Source organism: Pseudomonas sp. LD120 (assembly GCF_009861525.1).
GTDB lineage: Bacteria > Pseudomonadota > Gammaproteobacteria > Pseudomonadales > Pseudomonadaceae > Aquipseudomonas.
Window position 1 is genome coordinate 316,683 of sequence record NZ_WVHL01000001.1, and the last position, 18,321, is coordinate 335,003.

Below are 18,321 nucleotides of genomic sequence, written 5' to 3' on the forward strand. Positions count from 1 at the left end.
CGTTCACTGCGAGTGTCTCAGTCCAGGGTCGAACCGCTGACTGGCAGGCCACGCTCAGGGAAGAACAGGCGTTGCAGCTCATTGCCTGGACTTTCAGCGCGCATGAATGCCTCGCCCACCAGGAACGAGTAGACGTTGCTGATTTCCATCAGCTCGACATCGGCGCGATTGAGAATGCCGCTCTCGGTGATCACCAGACGGTCGCGGGGAATACGCGGCAGCAGATCGAGGGTGGTCTCCAAGTCGACTTCAAAGGTATGCAGGTTGCGGTTGTTGACCCCTACCAGCGGCGTATCAAGTGTCTTCAGCGCCCGCTCCAGTTCATCACCGTCGTGAACCTCCACCAGCACATCCAGCCCAACACCTTTGGCCACCGCGGCCAATTCCGCCATCCGCACGTCATCGAGCGCAGCAACGATCAACAGCACGCAGTCAGCACCCAGGGCTCGGGCTTCGACGATCTGATACGGGTCGATCATGAAGTCCTTGCGGATCACTGGCAGCTTGCAGGCCGCCCGTGCCTGCTGCAGGTAAGCATCGGCACCTTGAAAGTAATCGACATCAGTGAGCACCGACAGGCAGGTAGCTCCGCCTTTTTCGTAGCTCTTGGCGATGTCGGCGGGCACAAAGTTCTCGCGGATCACGCCTTTGCTCGGCGAGGCCTTTTTGATCTCGGCGATGACTGCTGGCTGCTTGAGCTTGACTTGCTCCTGCAACGCCCTGGCGAACCCCCGTGGGGCATCGGCCGCCCGCGCGAGGCTTTCCAGCTCGGCCAGACTGACACGCGCGCAGCGCTCGGCAACTTCCTCGGCCTTGCGGGCGAGGATTTTTTCCAGAACGGTCGGCACACTCATCCTTCATTCTCCTGCTTGAACACCGCGGTAAAGGCTCCCAGCTCTTCGAGCTTCTCCCGAGCCAGCCCTGTGTGCAACGCGTCATGAGCCAGCGCCACGCCTTCTTTCAGACTGCTGGCGTGGTCGGCGGCATACAGCGCCGCCCCGGCATTGAGCACAATCATTTCGGCGGCCTTCTGGCCATTCTCGGTCTTGCGACGCCCCAAAGCGTCACGGATCAGCTCAAGCGACGCCGCCGGGCTCTCCACCACCAGTCCGAACAGACTCTGGCTCTTAATCCCCAAGTCCTCGGGCTGTACCCAATACTCAGTGATCTGATCATTCTTCAGTTCAGCCACATAAGTCGGCGCCGCCAGGCTGAACTCATCTAGGCCGTCCTGAGAATGCACCACCAACACGTGTTTGCTGCCCAAGCGCTGCAGAACCTCGGCCAACGGCCGGCACAACGCCTGAGTGAACACGCCCACCACCTGGTGCTTCACACCGGCCGGATTCGTAAGCGGGCCGAGCATGTTGAACAGGGTCCGCAGGCCGAGGTCGCGACGCGGGCCGGCGGCGTACTTCATGGCGCCATGATGAGACTGGGCAAACATGAAACCGATGCCGACGTTATCAATGCAACGCGCCACCTGGACCGGTGTCAGGTTCAGATAAATGCCCGCCGATTCCAGCAAATCGGCGCTGCCGCTCTTACCAGACACCGCGCGATTGCCATGCTTGGCGACCGTACAGCCGGCAGCCGCGACCACAAAGGAAGAGGCGGTGGACACGTTGAAAATATTCGCACCGTCACCGCCAGTGCCCACGACATCCACCACGCCGTCGAGGGTTTTCAACTCGACTCTATCTGCCAGCTCGCGCATCACCGACACGGCGCCGACGATTTCGTCGATGCTTTCACTTTTCATGCGCATGGCCATCATGAAGGCGCCTATCTGCGCATCCGTGCATTGGCCGGTCATGATCTCGCGCATCACATCGCGCATCTCGTCGGTACTCAGGTCCAGATGGCCGACAATACGGCTCAGGGCAGTCTTGATATCCATAAAAAGTCCTTAGCGTGTGCCGCCGCTCTGTTTGAGGAAGTTGGCGAACAGCTCGTGGCCCTGCTCGGTGAGAATAGACTCGGGGTGAAATTGCACCCCCTCGATATTCAGCGTCTTGTGGCGCAGCCCCATGATCTCGTCGACGGCGCCGTCGTCGCACTGAGTCCAGGCGGTGACTTCAAGGCACTCGGGCAAGTTGTCGTGCTTGACCACCAGGGAGTGGTAGCGGGTTACGGTCAGCGGCATGTTCAGGCCGCTAAACACACCCAGGTCACGGTGAAACACCGGACTGGTTTTGCCGTGCATCACTTGCCGGGCCCGCACCACCTGACCGCCAAAGGCCTGGCCAATGGACTGATGCCCCAGGCACACACCGAGAATCGGCAGCTTGCCGGCGAAGTGCTTGATCGCCTCGATGGAAATCCCGGCTTCGGTCGGGGTGCAAGGACCGGGCGAGACCACGATACGCTCGGGCTTGAGCGCTTCGATCTCGGCCACGGTCAGTTCGTCATTGCGCACCACTTTCACTTCTGCACCCAACTCGCCCAAGTACTGCACGACGTTATAGGTGAAGGAGTCGTAGTTATCGATCATCAGCAACATAGTGAAAACTCCTCAAACCTTGGATGCAGGGGACTGTTCAGCCAGTGCCACGGCACGGAACATTGCACGACGCTTGTTCAGCGTCTCTTCCCACTCCAGGGTCGGCACCGAGTCGGCGACGATACCGCCACCGGCCTGCACATGCAGCTCGCCGTTCTTGATCACCGCGGTGCGAATGGCGATGGCGGTGTCCATGTTGCCGTTCCAGGCGAAGTACCCCACGGCGCCGCCGTAGACCCCACGCTTGACCGGCTCCAGCTCGTCGATGATTTCCATGGCACGAATCTTCGGTGCCCCGGACAAAGTACCCGCCGGCAGGATCGCCCGTAGCGCATCCATCGCCGTCAGCCCGGCTTTCAGTTGGCCGGTGACGTTGGAAACGATGTGCATCACGTTGGAATAACGCTCGATGACCATTTTTTCAGTGAGCTTCACCGAACCGATCTCGGAGACGCGTCCGGTGTCGTTACGCCCCAGGTCGATCAGCATCAGGTGCTCGGCGATTTCCTTGTCGTCCGACAGCAGGTCTTGCTCCAGGGCCAGGTCGGCCTCCTCGGTGGCGCCCCGCGGACGGGTGCCGGCAATCGGCCGCACGGTAATCAGGTTGTCCTCGACCCGCACCAGCACTTCCGGCGAACTGCCCACTACATGAAAGTCGCCGAAGTTGAAGAAGTACATGTAGGGCGTCGGGTTGAAGCAGCGCAGCGCCCGGTACAGATCGATGGGCGCAGCCTTGAAGTCAATCGACATGCGCTGAGACGGCACCACCTGCATGCAATCCCCGGCCAGGATGTATTCCTTGATGGTGTCCACAGCTCGCTCGTAATCACCCTGGGTGAAGCTGGAGCGGAATACCGGGTCGGCCGCCTGCTGCTGGCTAAAGTCCAGCCCAGGGCGCGGGGTGATTGGCTGGCGCAATTGCGCAAGCAACTCCTGCAAGCGCGCCTGCCCAGCGTCGAAGGCATTTTCCTGGCTTGGATCGGCCAGCACGATGGCGTGCATCTTGCCCGCCAGGTTGTCGAACACCACCACCGCATCGGAGACCATCAGCAGGATATCCGGCACGCCGATCGGATCCGGGTTCGGGCACTGCCCCATACGCGGCTCGACATAACGCACGCAGTCATAACCGAAATACCCCACCAGGCCACCATTGAAGCGTGGCAGGCCAGCGATGGTCGGCACGTTGTAGCGGGCTTTGAACGCCTCCACGAAGGCCAGCGGGTCAGGTACTTCGTGGCGTTCGATCTCCACCCCGTCATGGGTCACGCTGACCTGGTGCCCGTGCACGCGCAGAACGGTACGGCACGGCAGGCCGATGATCGAATAACGCCCCCACTTCTCGCCCCCCTGCACCGACTCCAGCAAGTAGGAGTTGGGCTGATCGGCCAGTTTCAGGTAGATCGACAAAGGGGTGTCGAAGTCGGCAAGAGTTTCAAAGGCCAGCGGGATACGGTTGTAACCGGCTGCGGCCAAACGCAGGAATTCTTCGCGAATCATGGGGTGCCTCGTGGCTTGAGGGTCTATCAGTCAGGTATGCAAACGCGCCGGCAAGGCCGGCCAGATAAAAATCAGGCGCGCCAACGCCAACGGGCCAGGGCCTTGATGACTTTCATCCAGAGTTTGCGAGTGACCACCACGATGGAATTTCCAGAAGGGGATGGAACAGCGTCGGGCAACGTTATCTCAGCGGCAGGTTCTAAGCAACCAGGGAGCAGCGACCGCAGATTGTCGATCACCAGCGCCGGTGATTCTTCGGCAATCGGCCGACCGTGGTTATAACCGTAGCTCAACGCAACGCACTTTACCCCGGCAGCCTTGGCCGCCAGCACATCGCTGCGCGAATCACCGACAAACAGCGACTGCGACGCTGGCACGCTGGCCATCTTCATCACGAAGAACAGCGCCGCCGGATCAGGCTTCTTCTGCGGCAGGGTGTCGCCGCCGATGATCCAGCGGAAATAGCGACCAATCTTCACCTGATCCAGCAACGGTGCAACGAAACGCTCGGGTTTGTTGGTGATCAGGGCCATCTCCACGCCCTGCTTGTGCAACCATTTGAGGGTCTCACGCACACCAGGATAGGCCACGGTCAGTTCATGACCGTCCTCATAAGCAACATTAAACAGTTCCAGAGCGTGCTCGGCCTCGACATCATCGACGCCCTCGGCCTCCAGGCTATTGGCCAGGGCCCGGCGCACCAGCATCGGCGCACCATTGCCGACCCACTCACGCACCGCCTCGATACCCGCCGGCTTGCGCCCCAGCTTGAGCAGCATTTGATCCACCGCAACGGCGAGGTCCGGCACCGAGTCGACCAGAGTGCCATCCAGGTCGAACATCACCAGCCGCGGCAAACGCCCGGGGAACAACTGCTCAAACGCGCTCATGGCCGCGCCAACGCCAGTTCGGCACGCATCTTCTCGATGACTTCCTGATAATTCGGCGCATTGAAGATGGCGGAGCCGGCGACGAAGGTGTCCGCACCGGCAGCGGCGATTTCACGGATGTTATTGACGTTGACACCACCGTCGATCTCCAGACGGATATCGCGGCCGCTAGCATCGATCAGGGCACGCGCTTCACGCAGTTTGTCGAGGGTGCCGGGAATGAACTTCTGCCCACCGAAGCCTGGGTTGACACTCATCAGCAAGACCATGTCGACCTTGTCCATCACGTACTTGAGCACGTCCAGCGGAGTCGCCGGGTTGAACACCAGGCCTGCCTTGCAACCGCCTTCGCGGATCATCTGCAGGGAGCGGTCCACGTGCAACGTGGCTTCCGGGTGAAAGGTGATGTAGGTCGCGCCCGCCTCGATGAAGTCACCGATGATGCGGTCCACCGGAGTCACCATCAGGTGGGCATCGATCGGCGCGGTGATGCCATACTTGCGCAGCGCGGAACAGACCATCGGGCCGATGGTCAGGTTCGGCACATAGTGGTTATCCATGACATCGAAGTGAACGATGTCGGCACCAGCGGCCAGAACATTGTCCACTTCCTCGCCCAGACGGGCGAAGTCGGCGGAGAGAATCGACGGAGCAATAGCGAAGGGCTGCATGACGCACCTGTTTGAGCAGAATCACGATGGCGCGCATTGTATACCTCATGCTTTGGGGCGCACACCGTAACCGCAATCATCAGTAGGCCGACCGGTAGATCTTCTCGATATCAGCCGGGCTCAGGCGGCGCGGATTGTTGCGCATCAAGCGTTCGATACCCGCAGCCTCGACCGCCATGGCCGGGATCGCGTCCTCGGGTATGCCAAAACTGCGCAACCCTGTGGGAATTTCCACTGCAGCACACAACGCGGTCATGGCATCCACAGCCCGATCAGCCGCCTCGCTGGCGCTCAAGTGCGCAGTCTGCACGCCCATGGCTTCGGCGATATCCTGCATACGCTCGACGCAAGCGATCTTGTTCCAGGTCATGACATAAGGCAGCAACAAGGCGTTACTGACCCCGTGGGACACATGAAAACGCCCACCCAAGGGATACGCCAGGGCGTGCACGGCCCCGACCCCGGCATTACCGAAGGCCATGCCAGCCATCAAGCTGGCGGTGGCCATGTCTTCCCGGGCGTCCAGATTCGCCGGGTTGGCAAAGGCCTTGGGCAACGCCTTGGCAATCAACTTGATGGCGCCAAGGGCCAGAGAGTCGGTGATCGCCGAGGCATTGAGCGACAGATAGGACTCCATGGCATGCACCAATGCGTCAACGCCACTGGCGGCCGTCACACTGCGAGGACAGGTCAGGGTCATCTGCGGACTGACCAGCGCCACGTCCGGCAACAGGAAGTCGCTGATGATGCCCTTTTTCATCTGCGCGGACTTGTCCGAGAGAATCGCCACGTTAGTGACTTCCGAGCCAGTGCCGGCGGTGGTGGGAATGGCGATCAGCGGTGGCCCCTTGCGCGGTACCTGGTCGATACCGAACAGGTCTTGCAGGGCGCCGTGATAACCGGCATAGGCCCCGACACTCTTGGCGATGTCGATGGCGCTGCCGCCACCAAGACCAATCAGGCCGTCATGCCCACCCTCGCGATAGACCTGCATGCAATCTTCGACAATAGCGATTTCCGGGTCGGGCTGTACCCGATCGAAGACCTCGTAGGTACGCCCTCCCAGATGTGCCAGCGCCAACTCCACCGTGCCCGACTTGAGCAGCGCGGCATCCGTGACAATCAGCGGGTGGTCGACATCCAGACGAGTCAGCTCGGCAGCCAGTTGCTCGATAGCGGTGCTGCCGGTCAGCAGTTTATGGGCGATCTTGAAAGAGGAAATACTCATGTGCGCAGCCTCTTAGAGGGTGGGAGCTGGCACAAGCGTAGCTGGGGTTTACCGGTTGTCGCCTATTCAGCGGACGAATGAGCACACTTTACCGATGCACGCACGCCGACAGAGTGCGTGCATCGGCCGTGGCCAGCGTCAAACCTGAGCGGTGCGTAGCTTTTCACTGCGCCCGCGCAGCCACTCCAGGGTCAGCAGCAGGATCACCGAGAAGACAATCAGCAACGTAGCCGCCGCGGCGATGGTCGGACTGAGGTTTTCGCGGATGCCGCTGAACATTTGCCGAGGCAACGTCGCTTGCTCGGGTCCGGCAAGGAACAGAGTCACCACCACTTCGTCGAACGAGGTGGCGAAGGCGAACAGCGCTCCACTGATGACACCCGGGGCGATCAGCGGCAAGGTCACCCGACGAAAAGTCGTCAGCGGCGAGGCGCCCAGGCTGGCAGCTGCTCGTACCAGATTCTGGTTAAAGCCCTGCAGGGTCGCCGACACGGTGATGATCACAAACGGCACGCCCAGTACCGCATGCACAACGATCAGCGAGAAGAAGCTGTTACCCAAGCCCAGCGGCGCAAAGAACAGGTAGCTCGCAACGCCGATGATCACCACAGGCACCACCATCGGCGAAATCACCAGGGCCATGACCAAGGACTTGCCGGGAAAATCTCCCCGGGTCAGACCAATGGCCGCCAAAGTGCCAAAGATCATGGCCAGCACGGTGGCGGCCGGGGCGACGATGACGCTGTTCCTCAGCGCACGCATCCACTCGGCGGAGGCAAAGAAGTCCTGATACCAATGCAGCGAAAACCCCTGCAACGGGTACACCAGAAAACTCCCCGAGTTGAACGACAACGGAATAACCACCAACACCGGCAGCACCAGGAACAACAGCACCAAGCCGCAGAGAATCCGCAAGCTGTAGAACCAGACCCGCTCAACGGGCGACATGTAGGGGCTCAGCATTTCGATTCTCTCCTTAGCTCAGGCGCAGGCGACTGGCGCCCACCAGCCAGCTATAAATCAGATACAGCACGACAGTCGCCAGCAACAGCAGGCCGCCCAACGCCGTGGCCATGCCCCAGTTGATGCTGGTGTTGGTATAGAAGGCGACGAAGTAGCTGACCATTTGATCGTTCGGGCTGCCCAGCAAGGCCGGGGTGATGTAGTAGCCGATGGCCAAGATAAAGACCAACAGGCATCCCGCGCCAACACCGGCGTAGGTCTGCGGGACATACACACGCCAAAAGCTGGCGAACGGATGGCAGCCCAGGGAAATCGCAGCCCGCATGTAGGTCGGCGAAATGCCCTTCATCACGCTGTAGATCGGCAAGATCATGAACGGCAACAAGATGTGCACCATGGAGATGTAGACCCCGGTGCGGTTGAATACCAGCTCAAGCGGTTTATCGATCACCCCCATCGCCAGCAGCGCGCTATTGATCAGCCCGCCAGACTGCAGCAACACGATCCAAGCTGCCACCCGTACCAGGATCGAAGTCCAGAACGGCAGCAACACCAGGATCATTAAAAGATTGCTTTTACGCGCCGGCAGGTTGGCCAGCAGGTACGCCAGGGGATAGGCCAGGGCCAGGCAGATGGAAGTGATCACTAGCCCCATCCAGAAGGTCCGGGCGAAGATATCCAGGTAAATGGACTGATCCGGAGTCGCCGGGGCCACTTCACCCAGGTCGTCGATGCGATGATCCACCGCTGCCAGCAAATAATAAGGCGTCAGGCTACTGGTGTTACGCCGGATCGCCTGCCAGTAGGCCGGGTCGCCCCAACGCTCATCCAGGCTCTCCATGGCTTCTTTGTAGGATTCGGGCTCGGCCTTGAACGGCAAGGCGCGAGCAGTTTTGGTCAGCAGGCTGCGGTAGCCGGCCAACTCCATGTTCAGGCGTTTGGACAGGTCGCCCAAGGTCTGATTCTTGCGGGCCACCGCCAGGTCTTCGCTCAAGGCTTTATAGGCTGATTCGGCGGGCAAGCCACGACCGTCCCAGGCACTCACGGCCGCGACCGTGCGCGGCATGCCCCCGACCACTTCCGGGTTGCCGACGCTCTTGTACAACAGCGCCACAATCGGTACCAGGAACACCAGCAGCAGAAACAGCACCAAAGGTGCGATCAAGGCCTGCGCCTTCCAGCGGTTGACCCGCTCGGCACGGGCCAGTCGCTGCTTGAGGGTTGGGCCGGTGACCGCGTTCAAGGGAACGGTGATGGTCATGACAAACTCCGCGAATCGATCTTTCAAATACAAACCACCGCGGTAGGAGCGGGCTGAACCGCGAACCAAAGGCCATCACTGAACACCGGTGCAGCCTGTGATGTCGCCTTGACGGGCCAGCTCGTTCCTACAGCGACAGCGCTGGTTACTTGGCTGCCCAGGCGTTGAAGCGCTGTTCCAGTTGCTCACCGTTGTCAGCCCAGAAACTGACGTCGATCTGCACCTGGTTGGCGATGTTTTCCGGGGTGGTTGGCATGTCCTTGAGAATGTCCTTGGCCAGCAGCGGGACGGCCTGGGTATTGGCTGGACCGTAGGCGATGTTTTCCGAATAAATTTTCTGCTGCTGCGGCTGAACCGAGTAGGCGATGAACTTCTTCGCCGCTTGCGCACGGGCTTTGTCCAGGCCACGTGGAATGGCCCAGGCGTCGAAGTCATAGATGCCGCCGTTCCACACCACCTTCAGGTTGCTTTCCTTCTGCACTGCCGCAATCCGACCGTTGTAGGCCGAACTCATGACCACATCCCCGGAGGCCAGGTACTGCGGCGGCTGGGCGCCGGCTTCCCACCACTGGATGCTCGGCTTGAGTTCATCGAGTTTCTTGAAGGCGCGGTCCTGACCACCTTTGCCGGCCAGCACTTTGTAGACATCTTTCGGCGCAACACCGTCAGCCATCAACGCGAATTCCAAGGTGTACTTGGCGCCCTTGCGCAGACCGCGTTTACCCGGGAATTTCTTGGTGTCCCAGAAGTCCGCCCAACTGGTCGGTGCGGTTTTCAGCTTGTCGGCGTTGTAGGCCAGTACGGTGGACCAGACAAAGAAACCAACGCCGCACGGCTGGATCGCCCCCTTGACGTAGTCTTCACTCTTGCCGAACAGCGCCGGGTCCAGTTGCTCGAACATGTCTTCGTCACAACCACGAGACAGCTCCGGCGACTCGACCTCTACCAGGTCCCAGGACACGCTATTGGTGTCGACCATGGCTTTGATCTTGGCCATCTCGCCGTTGTATTCGCCAGCGATGATCTTGCCATTGCCTGCTGCTTCCCACGGCGCATAGAAGGCTTTGGCCTGCGCCGCCTTGTTCGCCCCGCCAAAGGACACCACGGTCAGGTCCGGACCGGCCGCCATCGCGTGCGCCGCACCTAGCATGCCCAGCGCCACAGCGACAGCGCTGAGGGGGGCGGTGAATTTCAGGGATCTCAACATTGATTGTGTTCTCCACTTGCAGGTTGGTGTTGCAGGGGGGCGATCAATTCGCCTCTAGAAGCGGGTCAAGCGCACGAACATGCTCGACTTGCCAGCCAAGCGGAACCACGTCACCCACCGCCAGCACTGGATCGAGCTCGGCAATCGGCTGTTTCACAAAGAAGTCGCTCTTACCGCAGACTTCCAAGCGCACCCGGACGTGGTCGCCCAGATAGATGAATTCCGCCACCCTTCCTGAGAAGCGGTTGACGCAGCTTTCGCTGGAGCCGTTGAGGCTCACACGCTCCGGGCGGATGGACAGGGTCACGGGGCCGCCGATCTGGCCGACGTTCACCGCCAGCGCCTCGACTTTCTCCCCACGCCCCAGCTCCACGATGCAATTGTCACCATTAAGGCTGTGAAGGCGGCCGTTCAGGCGGTTATTCTCGCCAATGAAGTTGGCGACGAAGGTGTTTTTCGGCTCTTCGTAGAGGGTCCGCGGCGGTGCGATCTGCTGGATTTCGCCCTGATGGAACACCGCTACCCGGTCAGACATGGTCAGGGCTTCGCCCTGGTCGTGGGTCACATAGACCACGGTCACGCCCAGACGCTGGTGCAGGTGTTTGATCTCCATCTGCATGTGTTCACGCAGTTGTTTGTCGAGAGCGCCGAGGGGCTCGTCCATCAGCACCAGTTGCGGCTCGAACACCAAGGCCCGCGCCAGGGCCACACGCTGCTGCTGGCCACCGGACAACTGCGCCGGATAGCGCTGGGCGAATGCCTCGAGCTGGACCATGCTCAGCACACGCTTGACCCGCTCACTGATGTCGGTCTTGTTCAGGCCACGTACCGACAACGGAAAGCCCAGGTTCTCAGCCACGGTCATGTGCGGAAACAGGGCGTAGTTCTGGAACACCATGCCGATATCGCGCTTGTGCGGCGGCACGTTATTGATCGAACGCCCGGCCAGTTGGATCTCACCAGCAGTCGGTGTCTCGAAACCCGCCAGCATCATCAGGCTGGTGGTCTTGCCAGAACCGGACGGCCCCAGCAGGGTGAGGAACTCGCCTTTGCGAATTTCCAGGTTGAGGTCTTTGACGATCAGGTTCTCGCCGTCGTAGCTCTTCTGCACACCACGAAAACTGACCAGAACATCATTGGCCCCAGCGCTTGAATCGACCTCGCTCATACCCACACCTTTTGTTTTAGACGGCTGTGGAACAAGCCTAGTGGAGCCCACAGGTCGCGCAAATCGGGAGGTAGGAGAGATTCGCCTCAGCCGCCTGGAAGGTTGCGTGTAGGGATTGCCCTACACAGATGGCGGGATTGGATAAGGGCAGAGGTCATCTGCAAGCGGCAAGCAGCAAGAAACGGCAAAAGCCCGAAAGCGGGGGTGTCGCAAATGGATAAGTGCACTCCCCGGGAGGTGCAGAGGGTACTGCTGATGGCGTCAGAGCAACTTGTGCTCCATGGCGTACTTCACCAACTCCGCCAGGGAGGTGATGTTGAGTTTTTGCATCAGCCGCGCCTTGTGGGTACTGATGGTCTTGCTGCTCAGGGCCAACTGCTGGGCAATGTCGTTGACGTTGGCACCTTGGGCCAGGCGCTCGAACACCGAAAACTCGCGCTCGGAGAGCAATGAATGCAGGGGGCGGGCATCGGTCAGACCAACCTCGAAGACCATACGGTCCGCAAGGTCTGGGTCGATGTAGCGGCCACCGGCGGCGACCTTGCGAATCGCCGTCAGCAACAACGACGGATCGCTGTCCTTGGTGGCGTAGCCGGCGGCGCCGATTTTCAGTGCCCGCGCCGCCATCTGCGCCTCATCATGCATTGATAGCACCAGGATCGCTGGCGGATTGTTCAGCGCGCGTATCCGGGGAATGGCTTCCAGACCGTTCACCCCTGGCATGGAAATGTCCAGCAACACCACTTCACAGGGCACCTGCCGCAGGGTTTCCAGCAGTTGCTCACCGTTGCTGGCCTCCCCCACCACCGTCAGGTCCTTGGCCAGGCCGATCAGTTGCTTGATGCCTTCACGGACAATGGTGTGGTCTTCAGCTACCAATACACGGATCACGCACTTCTCCTCATTATTGTTCTCGCCCCAGAGGCACCCGCACGCTCAAGGTAGTTCCCTCGCCCGTCTCACTGTGCAACGACAGACTGCCGCCCATGATCAACACTCGCTCGCGCATACCCACCAGCCCAAAGGAGGTCGGACGCGCTGAGCCGGTGTCAAACCCCAGGCCATCGTCACTGATGGTCATGCACAAATCGCCCTCTTCCAGCGCCAGGGTCAGCTCCACAGTATGCGCCTGGGCATGGCGCATGACATTGGTCAGGGCTTCCTGAAGGATGCGGAACAGACCGATGGCCTTAGCGTCATGGAGGTGCGGCAGGTTCTCCGGCACTTGGACCAGACATGGAATTTGCGTGCGCGCTTCAAAGCGTCGGGCCTGCCACTCGATAGCCGAGGCAATGCCCGCATCAAGGATCGGCGGGCGCAGAGCAGTGGCCACATCACGCACCAACTGGAACAGCTGGGCAATCAGGCGCTTCATGCTGTTGAGACGCTCATGCAGGCCCGGATCGAGCTGGGCATAGGCCAGTTCGCACATGGACGTTTCCAACTTGAGCACGGTAAGCATCTGTCCCAGTTCGTCATGCACTTCCCGGGCAATGCGAGCTTTTTCCTCTTCGCGCACGCTTTCCAGGTGCGCCGACAACTCGCGCAACTGCTCACGAGAGCTGGCCAGTTCCAGCTCGATACGCTTGCTCTCGCTGATATCCCAAACGATGCCATCCCAGACGAAAGCACCGTCATCCAGGCGCCGTGTAATCGCCTTGATCTCGGCCCAACGCTGCTGGCCCTGGCGCGTCAGGATGCGGCCCTGCCAGGACCAGTCGCTGTCGGTGTCCAGTGCCTGATCCTGGGTCTGGTGATAACTGGCCTTGTCGTCCGGATGCACCAGACTGCGCAAGCCGGTGTCTCTGTGGGCCAGCACCGCCGGCGAATAGCCCACCAGGTTTTCACTGCCCTCACTGATATAGGCGAAGTCGATCTGCCCGGTGACCGGCGCCCGCTCCAGGCGAAAGACCAGGCCCGGTACATTGGCGGCAATGCCCTGCAGGCGCGCTTCACTTTCACGCAGCGCCGCCAGCGCCCGTCGGCGCTCAGTCACATCATTGAGGTACACCACCAAGTACTCACTGTCGCGAAACCGCAGAAAGCTCAAGGACACATCCACCGGCAGGATGCTGCCATCTGCTCGCATGCACTGGGTCTCGAAACTGTGGGCGCCCTCCTCGCTGGCCCGCGCGCGCTTCCACAGGTTGAGCCAGCGGTCCATGTGCAGGTTGGGCTCAAAGTCGATCAATGGCCGGTCGATGACCGCGCCCGGCAAATAACCGAGCATCTCTTCAGCGGCGCGGTTGGCATAACGCACATGGCTGTCCCAGTTGACCCAAAGAATGCCCACGGTGCTCTGGTCAATGGAGAACTGAGTCAGACGCAGCGCTTCTTCACTGGCGGTACGCAAGGCGATGTCTTCCCGCGCCGCCAGCAGACGCTGCTCAAGACTGCGCTGCTGACGGCGCTGCCAGAAGACGATCGCCAGGCTGGCCAGCAGCAGGAGCAGCAGCAACAGGCAAAGGTTCTGCCAGAAGCCGGGGGATTCGCTCAGGCGTGGGTACTTGGGTTGCAACCAACGATTGTGAAGCTGCTCCAAGTCCTTGGCCGGAATCGCGTGCAGGCCGGCTTCGATGATGCCGGCCAGCTCGGGCCAGTCGCGGCGGCTCGCCACCCGCAGCAACTGCGGCAGGCCTATATCGCCTACCACCGCCAGCCCGGCGAACTCCGCCTCACCCGACAAGCGGCTGAGCTGCGCCTCATCCACCACCGCATAACGGGCTTGCTGACTGCGCAGCAGTTGCAGGGCCTGACGTTCCAGGGGAACGCCTTGCAGGTTCAGGTTTGGATAGGTCACACGCAGGTAATCAGCCACCGCGCTGGGCATGCGTACCGCGACCCGGGCCTGAGTGTCGAGTTTTTCCAGGTCCACGGCACCCGCGCCCTTTTGCTCGCCGACCACCAGTTGCGGTACACGCATATAAGGGTCGCTGAACAACCACCGCCGTAGCCCGGCCGGGGTCTGGATCAAGCCGGGGGCCATGTCCACCTCGCCATCGCGCAGGGCTTTTTCCAGTTGCATCTGATTGGGAAAGTTTCGCCAACTGAGCTCGATCCTCAAGGCCTTGGCCAGCGCTTGCATCAATTCGACGTTGGCCCCCGATAAACGCTGAAGGCGCCGATCGTACGACGCGAACGGTGCCTGCAACACCAGCCCCACCCGCAGTTCAGGGTGTTGTTCCAGCCATTGCCGCTGTTCGTGACTCAACTCCGCCCCAGGCACACGAGGCGCCGGCGCCGCCGCTCCTATCAAGGGAAGAGACAGACAGCCGATAAGCAAAAGGCAGCGAAAACGCATCATCTGAAATCTCACACCCTGACAAATACTGACCAACCCATTAGGCTGCCGGAATTACTTCTGGCCTGGAATAACCGATGCCCCTTGTCTACCGCTCGGCACTGCCTGCATTGTGCCTGTCGCTGATCCTGCCTTGGACCTTTTCTGCACAAGCTGCCGATCCGGCTCCGGAAACCAAGAGCCCCGAGGAACAACCGGTACAACGCCCCCCCCTGCCTGAGCGTAGCCAGGAAGAAGCCACAGCCCTCGAACGCCAACTGTCCGCTCAGGAACAACAGCGGTTGCACGCCGCTGGCGACACCTTTCTGGCCCTGTGGAAACCCGCCAACACCAGCGATCCCAAGGGCGTGGTGATTATCGTCCCCGGGGCGGGTGAAACTGCAGACTGGCCGCAAGTTGTCGCGCCGCTGCGCAACAAGTTGCCGGACACCGATTGGGGTAGCCTGAGCCTGACCCTTCCGGACATGCTCAGCGACGCGGCGCAACCACGGGTTGTCGAGCCTGCGCCCCTCCCAGAACCCACGAAAAACGTCAGTACCGCCAACGGCGCCAGCACCGAAGCCATGCCCATCGAACAGGTGGCTGGCAGCGAGGCTGACGCGCCAGATCAAGTCGTGGCCCAGGGTACTGAAGAACAAATCAAGGCGGACGCCGAGCGAATCTTCACTCGAATCGACGCAGCGCTGGCCTTTGCCGAGCAGCAAAACGCCCGCAGCATAGTGCTGCTCGGCCATGGCACCGGCGCGTACTGGGCAGCACGCTACCTGAGCGAGAAGCAACCTTCACAGGTGCAGAAACTGGTGATGGTCGCGGCACAGTCTCCGGCCAACGGGCAACCGCAACTGGAGGAACTGACGCCCACCTTGAAGCTGGCAACCGCCGATTTTTTCTACGTTGACAAGCGCCAGGCGCGCACGGCCGCCTTGAAGCGACTGCAGGCCAGTAAACGACTGAAGCACTCGAGCTTCAGCCAGATTTCCCTCAAAGCCCTGCCGGGCAACTACGCAGCCCAGCAAGAACAGTTGTTTCGGCGAGTCCGTGGCTGGCTGAACCCACAGGCCCCGGACAGCTGAAGCCCCTTCACCGCCACGCCCTGATAGGTCGCGGCGGGCGGATTGGCGCCTGCCGTTCTCAGCGAAAGTCCCGGCGCTGACGTATCAACGCGTAGGCACTGTGCAGCTCACGAGTCTTTTCCGTGGCGTCGCGTACCTGCGCCGCACTGGCACCACTGCCGGCCACCTTGTCCGGGTGATGGCGGCTGAGTAGCCGACGATAAGCTCGTTTGATCTGCGCCGGCTCACTGGTGGAAGCGACGCCTAACAGGCGCAGTGCGTCCTGATAAGTGAGGGTGTCTTCAGTCAGGCTTCTTCTGGCCGGTCCGTACTCTTGCGCCAATGCCTGAAGCTGCTCCGCAGTCCAGCCCAACCACTTACCCCAGCGCTGGATCAGCTCGCGCTCCGTCGGCCCGACCCGGCCATCGGCCCAGACCATGCGCCAACAGGCCCGCAACACGCCTTCCGCAGCGTGAGGCTGGGCACCGAGGCGCCGTAGATAGCCGCGCAAACGATCACTCCCCGATTTACCACGATTGAAGGCCGTGATTGCCCGGCGCTGCGCGGCATCATTCATGTCCAGCGAACGCATTTCCTGGCGCGCCTGCTGGATATGACCGTCCACCACCCGGCCATCACTTTTGGCTAAACGACCTAACAGCACGAACAGCAGTTCATCATTACGTAACGTCGGGCGACCGCCCAGGCGTTCTCGAACATGCGCCCAGCTTTGCAGTTGCAAGCGCCGGTCCAGCGCCTGCCCCAACAACGCACCCAGCATGGCCCCCGGAATGCTGGCAATTGCAAAGCCCGCTCCGGCTCCGATCAGAGTCCCTGGCCACCACATATCAGCGACTCGCTTGCAGCAAGCGTTCAACTTGCGCCAAACGCTCAACCGTGCCGACATCAATCCATTGCCCGGCCATGTGCTCGCCGCTGACCTGATCTTCGGCCATCGCCGTGCGCAACAGTGGGGCCAATTTGAAGGGCCCGGCGACACAGTGCTGGAACAAACGCGGATGCAGAACCGAGATGCCACTGAAGGTCAGGGCCGCCTGCCCAGGCAGGGCATCGTGCAACAACCCATTCTCCAGGCAGAAGTCTCCCCCGCTGGGGTGGTGTGCCGGGTTGTCCACCATCACCAGATGCGCCAGCCCGGCTAGCGGTCGGCGCAAGGAGGCAAAGTCGTAATCGGTCCAGATATCGCCATTGACCACCAGGAACGGTGCGTCGCCGAGTAGGGGCAAGGCCCGCAAGATCCCACCACCGGTTTCCAACGCTTCGTCTTCCGCCGAATACTGAATGCGCAACCCCCAGCGCTGACCGTCGCCGAGGGCGTCTTCGATCTGCTGACCGAGCCAGGCATGATTAATGACGATATCGCTAAAGCCGGCGGTCGCCAGGGCTCGCAAGTGGTATTCGATCAAGGGCACGCCCGCGACGGGCAACAGCGGTTTGGGTGTAGTCAGGGTCAGGGGACGCATGCGCTCACCCTTGCCGGCCGCCAGAATCATCGCCTTCATGCATCGACTCCTGCGGACTGACGCAAACTGAGCAGCAACTGCGCCAATGGCGCCAGCTCGGGGCGACGCTGCAACACAGCATCTATATAAGCAAAGAAACGCGGAACATCGGCCAGGTAGCGTGGCTTGCCGTCGCGATGGCAGATACGCGAGAAAATCCCGATCACCTTGAGGTGACGCTGCACGCCCATCAGGTCACTGGCACGAAAGAACGCTTCAAAATCTTCCTGCACCCTAATCCCCCGCGCCCGTGCCAGGTGCCAATAATCGTTCAACCAGCCACGCACCCGCGGCTCCGGCCAACTGAGAAAGGCATCCTTGAACAAACAGGTCACGTCGTAGGTCACAGGACCATAGACCGCATCCTGAAAGTCCAGCACCCCGGGGTTTGGCTCACTGATCATCAGGTTGCGTGGCATATAGTCACGGTGCACCAGCACTTGGGGTTGAGCCAGCGCGCTGTCGATCAGCAACTGGCTGACCTGTTGCCATTGTTCACGCTGCTGCGGATTCAGAGTGATACCCAGCTCCCGTCCGACATACCACTCGGGAAACAACTCCAGCTCGCGGCGCAGCAAGGCGACATCGTAACGGGGCAAAGGTGCATCCATCGGCAGTTGCTGGAGGGCCAGCAATGCCTGCAGGGCATCCTTGAAAAGCGCGTCGGCATTGTCATCGTCGATCACGTCGAGGTAGGTTTTATTGCCCAAGTCGCTTAGCAACAGGAACCCACGAGGAACATCCTGCGCATAAATTTTCGGCACATTGATGTTCGCCGTAGCCAGCAAGTGAGCGATATCCACGAAGGGTTGGCAGTTTTCCTGAGGCGGCGGCGCATCCATGACCACAAAGCTGCGGCCCTCGCCCTGCCAGCGAAAATAACGGCGGAAACTCGCGTCGCTGCTGGCCGCGGTCAACGTTGCGGGGGGCACTTCGCCCCAGCCTTGCGCGGCATAAACAATCGCCAACTGCTCATCGAGCCAAACGTTCAGGTGTTGCAAGCGTACATCTTGGTCAGGCATTACAAGGGTCTCCGACGGCGCTAGCCGTCAAG

At 60.8% G+C, this 18,321-nt stretch carries 17 protein-coding genes; 1 reads left to right on the forward strand and 16 read right to left on the reverse strand.

All coding sequences use genetic code 11. From position 1 onward, the window contains the following. Positions 1-17 precede the first annotated feature (17 nt). The 13 genes from trpC to PLD_RS01650 form a co-directional block, all read right to left on the reverse strand. Positions 18-854, reverse strand: coding sequence for an indole-3-glycerol phosphate synthase TrpC (gene trpC, locus PLD_RS01590; protein WP_159889170.1), 837 nt, complete (start codon positions 852-854; stop codon positions 18-20). Beyond that, on the reverse strand, positions 851-1,900 hold the full coding sequence (gene trpD / locus PLD_RS01595; RefSeq protein WP_159889172.1) for an anthranilate phosphoribosyltransferase: 1,050 nt from the start codon (positions 1,898-1,900) through the stop codon (positions 851-853). The genes trpC and trpD overlap by 4 nt, the downstream gene beginning before the upstream one ends. A 9-nt stretch (positions 1,901-1,909) precedes the next feature. Next, the gene (locus PLD_RS01600) at positions 1,910-2,503 is read right to left on the reverse strand and encodes an aminodeoxychorismate/anthranilate synthase component II (protein ID WP_159889174.1); all 594 of its coding nucleotides are present in this window, start codon (positions 2,501-2,503) and stop codon (positions 1,910-1,912) included. A gap of 12 nt (positions 2,504-2,515) precedes the next feature. After that, on the reverse strand, positions 2,516-4,003 hold the full coding sequence (trpE, locus tag PLD_RS01605) for an anthranilate synthase component I (protein WP_159889176.1): 1,488 nt from the start codon (positions 4,001-4,003) through the stop codon (positions 2,516-2,518). A 71-nt stretch (positions 4,004-4,074) separates the two neighbouring features. Then, a complete protein-coding gene (locus tag PLD_RS01610) occupies positions 4,075-4,893 on the reverse strand; it encodes a phosphoglycolate phosphatase (protein WP_159889178.1) in 819 nt (272 codons plus the stop codon). After that, positions 4,890-5,564 (reverse strand): ribulose-phosphate 3-epimerase, encoded by a 675-nt coding sequence (gene rpe, locus PLD_RS01615; RefSeq protein ID WP_159889180.1) that lies wholly within the window; start codon positions 5,562-5,564, stop codon positions 4,890-4,892. The genes PLD_RS01610 and rpe overlap by 4 nt, the downstream gene beginning before the upstream one ends. A gap of 79 nt (positions 5,565-5,643) precedes the next feature. Further along, positions 5,644-6,792 (reverse strand): iron-containing alcohol dehydrogenase, encoded by a 1,149-nt coding sequence (locus tag PLD_RS01620; RefSeq protein WP_159889182.1) that lies wholly within the window; start codon positions 6,790-6,792, stop codon positions 5,644-5,646. Positions 6,793-6,930: 138 nt separating this feature from the next. After that, a complete protein-coding gene (locus PLD_RS01625; RefSeq protein ID WP_159889184.1) occupies positions 6,931-7,755 on the reverse strand; it encodes an ABC transporter permease in 825 nt (274 codons plus the stop codon). 13 nt (positions 7,756-7,768) lie between these two features. After that, positions 7,769-9,016 carry an ABC transporter permease gene (locus PLD_RS01630; RefSeq protein WP_159889186.1) on the reverse strand — a complete coding sequence of 416 codons (1,248 nt, stop codon included), beginning with the start codon at positions 9,014-9,016 and terminating at the stop codon, positions 7,769-7,771. 145 nt (positions 9,017-9,161) lie between these two features. Next, entirely contained in the window at positions 9,162-10,223 is a 1,062-nt protein-coding gene (locus PLD_RS01635; RefSeq protein ID WP_159889188.1) for an ABC transporter substrate-binding protein, read from the reverse strand. 43 nt (positions 10,224-10,266) lie between these two features. Beyond that, entirely contained in the window at positions 10,267-11,391 is a 1,125-nt protein-coding gene (locus PLD_RS01640; RefSeq protein ID WP_159889190.1) for an ABC transporter ATP-binding protein, read from the reverse strand. A 261-nt stretch (positions 11,392-11,652) separates the two neighbouring features. Next, a complete protein-coding gene (locus PLD_RS01645) occupies positions 11,653-12,282 on the reverse strand; it encodes a response regulator transcription factor (RefSeq protein ID WP_159889192.1) in 630 nt (209 codons plus the stop codon). Between the two features lie 13 nt (positions 12,283-12,295). Then, positions 12,296-14,695, reverse strand: a complete 2,400-nt coding sequence (locus tag PLD_RS01650) for a PAS domain S-box protein (protein WP_159889194.1) — start codon at positions 14,693-14,695, stop codon at positions 12,296-12,298. A gap of 74 nt (positions 14,696-14,769) precedes the next feature. On the opposite strand from PLD_RS01650, the gene PLD_RS01655 reads away from it, so the two are divergent. Beyond that, entirely contained in the window at positions 14,770-15,765 is a 996-nt protein-coding gene (locus PLD_RS01655; RefSeq protein ID WP_159889196.1) for an alpha/beta hydrolase family protein, read from the forward strand. 58 nt (positions 15,766-15,823) lie between these two features. Here the strand turns inward: PLD_RS01655 and PLD_RS01660 are convergent, their stop codons facing one another. From PLD_RS01660 to PLD_RS01670, 3 genes are read right to left on the reverse strand one after another with little or no spacing between them, the layout of a single operon-like run. Next, positions 15,824-16,591, reverse strand: a complete 768-nt coding sequence (locus PLD_RS01660; protein ID WP_159889198.1) for a TerB family tellurite resistance protein — start codon at positions 16,589-16,591, stop codon at positions 15,824-15,826. Between the two features lies 1 nt (position 16,592). Further along, on the reverse strand, positions 16,593-17,267 hold the full coding sequence (murU, locus tag PLD_RS01665) for an N-acetylmuramate alpha-1-phosphate uridylyltransferase MurU (RefSeq protein WP_159889200.1): 675 nt from the start codon (positions 17,265-17,267) through the stop codon (positions 16,593-16,595). Further along, complete coding sequence (locus tag PLD_RS01670) at positions 17,264-18,289, reverse strand: aminoglycoside phosphotransferase family protein (protein ID WP_159889202.1); 1,026 nt, start codon at positions 18,287-18,289, stop codon at positions 17,264-17,266. Before PLD_RS01670 ends, murU begins: the two co-directional genes overlap by 4 nt. Positions 18,290-18,321 lie beyond the last annotated feature (32 nt).

Bases quoted from the DNA above. Each gene is read 5' to 3' on its own strand.
- PLD_RS01600 (WP_159889174.1), bottom strand. From the start codon at position 2,503: ATGTTGCTGATGATCGATAACTACGACTCCTTCACCTATAACGTCGTG.
- rpe (WP_159889180.1), bottom strand. From the start codon at position 5,564: ATGCAGCCCTTCGCTATTGCTCCGTCGATTCTCTCCGCCGACTTCGCC.
- trpC (WP_159889170.1), bottom strand. From the start codon at position 854: ATGAGTGTGCCGACCGTTCTGGAAAAAATCCTCGCCCGCAAGGCCGAG.
- PLD_RS01635 (WP_159889188.1), bottom strand. From the start codon at position 10,223: ATGTTGAGATCCCTGAAATTCACCGCCCCCCTCAGCGCTGTCGCTGTG.
- trpE (WP_159889176.1), bottom strand. From the start codon at position 4,003: ATGATTCGCGAAGAATTCCTGCGTTTGGCCGCAGCCGGTTACAACCGT.
- trpD (WP_159889172.1), bottom strand. From the start codon at position 1,900: ATGGATATCAAGACTGCCCTGAGCCGTATTGTCGGCCATCTGGACCTG.
- PLD_RS01610 (WP_159889178.1), bottom strand. From the start codon at position 4,893: ATGAGCGCGTTTGAGCAGTTGTTCCCCGGGCGTTTGCCGCGGCTGGTG.
- PLD_RS01620 (WP_159889182.1), bottom strand. From the start codon at position 6,792: ATGAGTATTTCCTCTTTCAAGATCGCCCATAAACTGCTGACCGGCAGC.
- murU (WP_159889200.1), bottom strand. From the start codon at position 17,267: ATGAAGGCGATGATTCTGGCGGCCGGCAAGGGTGAGCGCATGCGTCCC.
- PLD_RS01660 (WP_159889198.1), bottom strand. From the start codon at position 16,591: ATGTGGTGGCCAGGGACTCTGATCGGAGCCGGAGCGGGCTTTGCAATT.
- PLD_RS01625 (WP_159889184.1), bottom strand. From the start codon at position 7,755: ATGCTGAGCCCCTACATGTCGCCCGTTGAGCGGGTCTGGTTCTACAGC.
- PLD_RS01670 (WP_159889202.1), bottom strand. From the start codon at position 18,289: ATGCCTGACCAAGATGTACGCTTGCAACACCTGAACGTTTGGCTCGAT.
- PLD_RS01630 (WP_159889186.1), bottom strand. From the start codon at position 9,016: ATGACCATCACCGTTCCCTTGAACGCGGTCACCGGCCCAACCCTCAAG.
- PLD_RS01655 (WP_159889196.1), top strand. From the start codon at position 14,770: ATGCCCCTTGTCTACCGCTCGGCACTGCCTGCATTGTGCCTGTCGCTG.
- PLD_RS01640 (WP_159889190.1), bottom strand. From the start codon at position 11,391: ATGAGCGAGGTCGATTCAAGCGCTGGGGCCAATGATGTTCTGGTCAGT.
- PLD_RS01650 (WP_159889194.1), bottom strand. From the start codon at position 14,695: ATGATGCGTTTTCGCTGCCTTTTGCTTATCGGCTGTCTGTCTCTTCCC.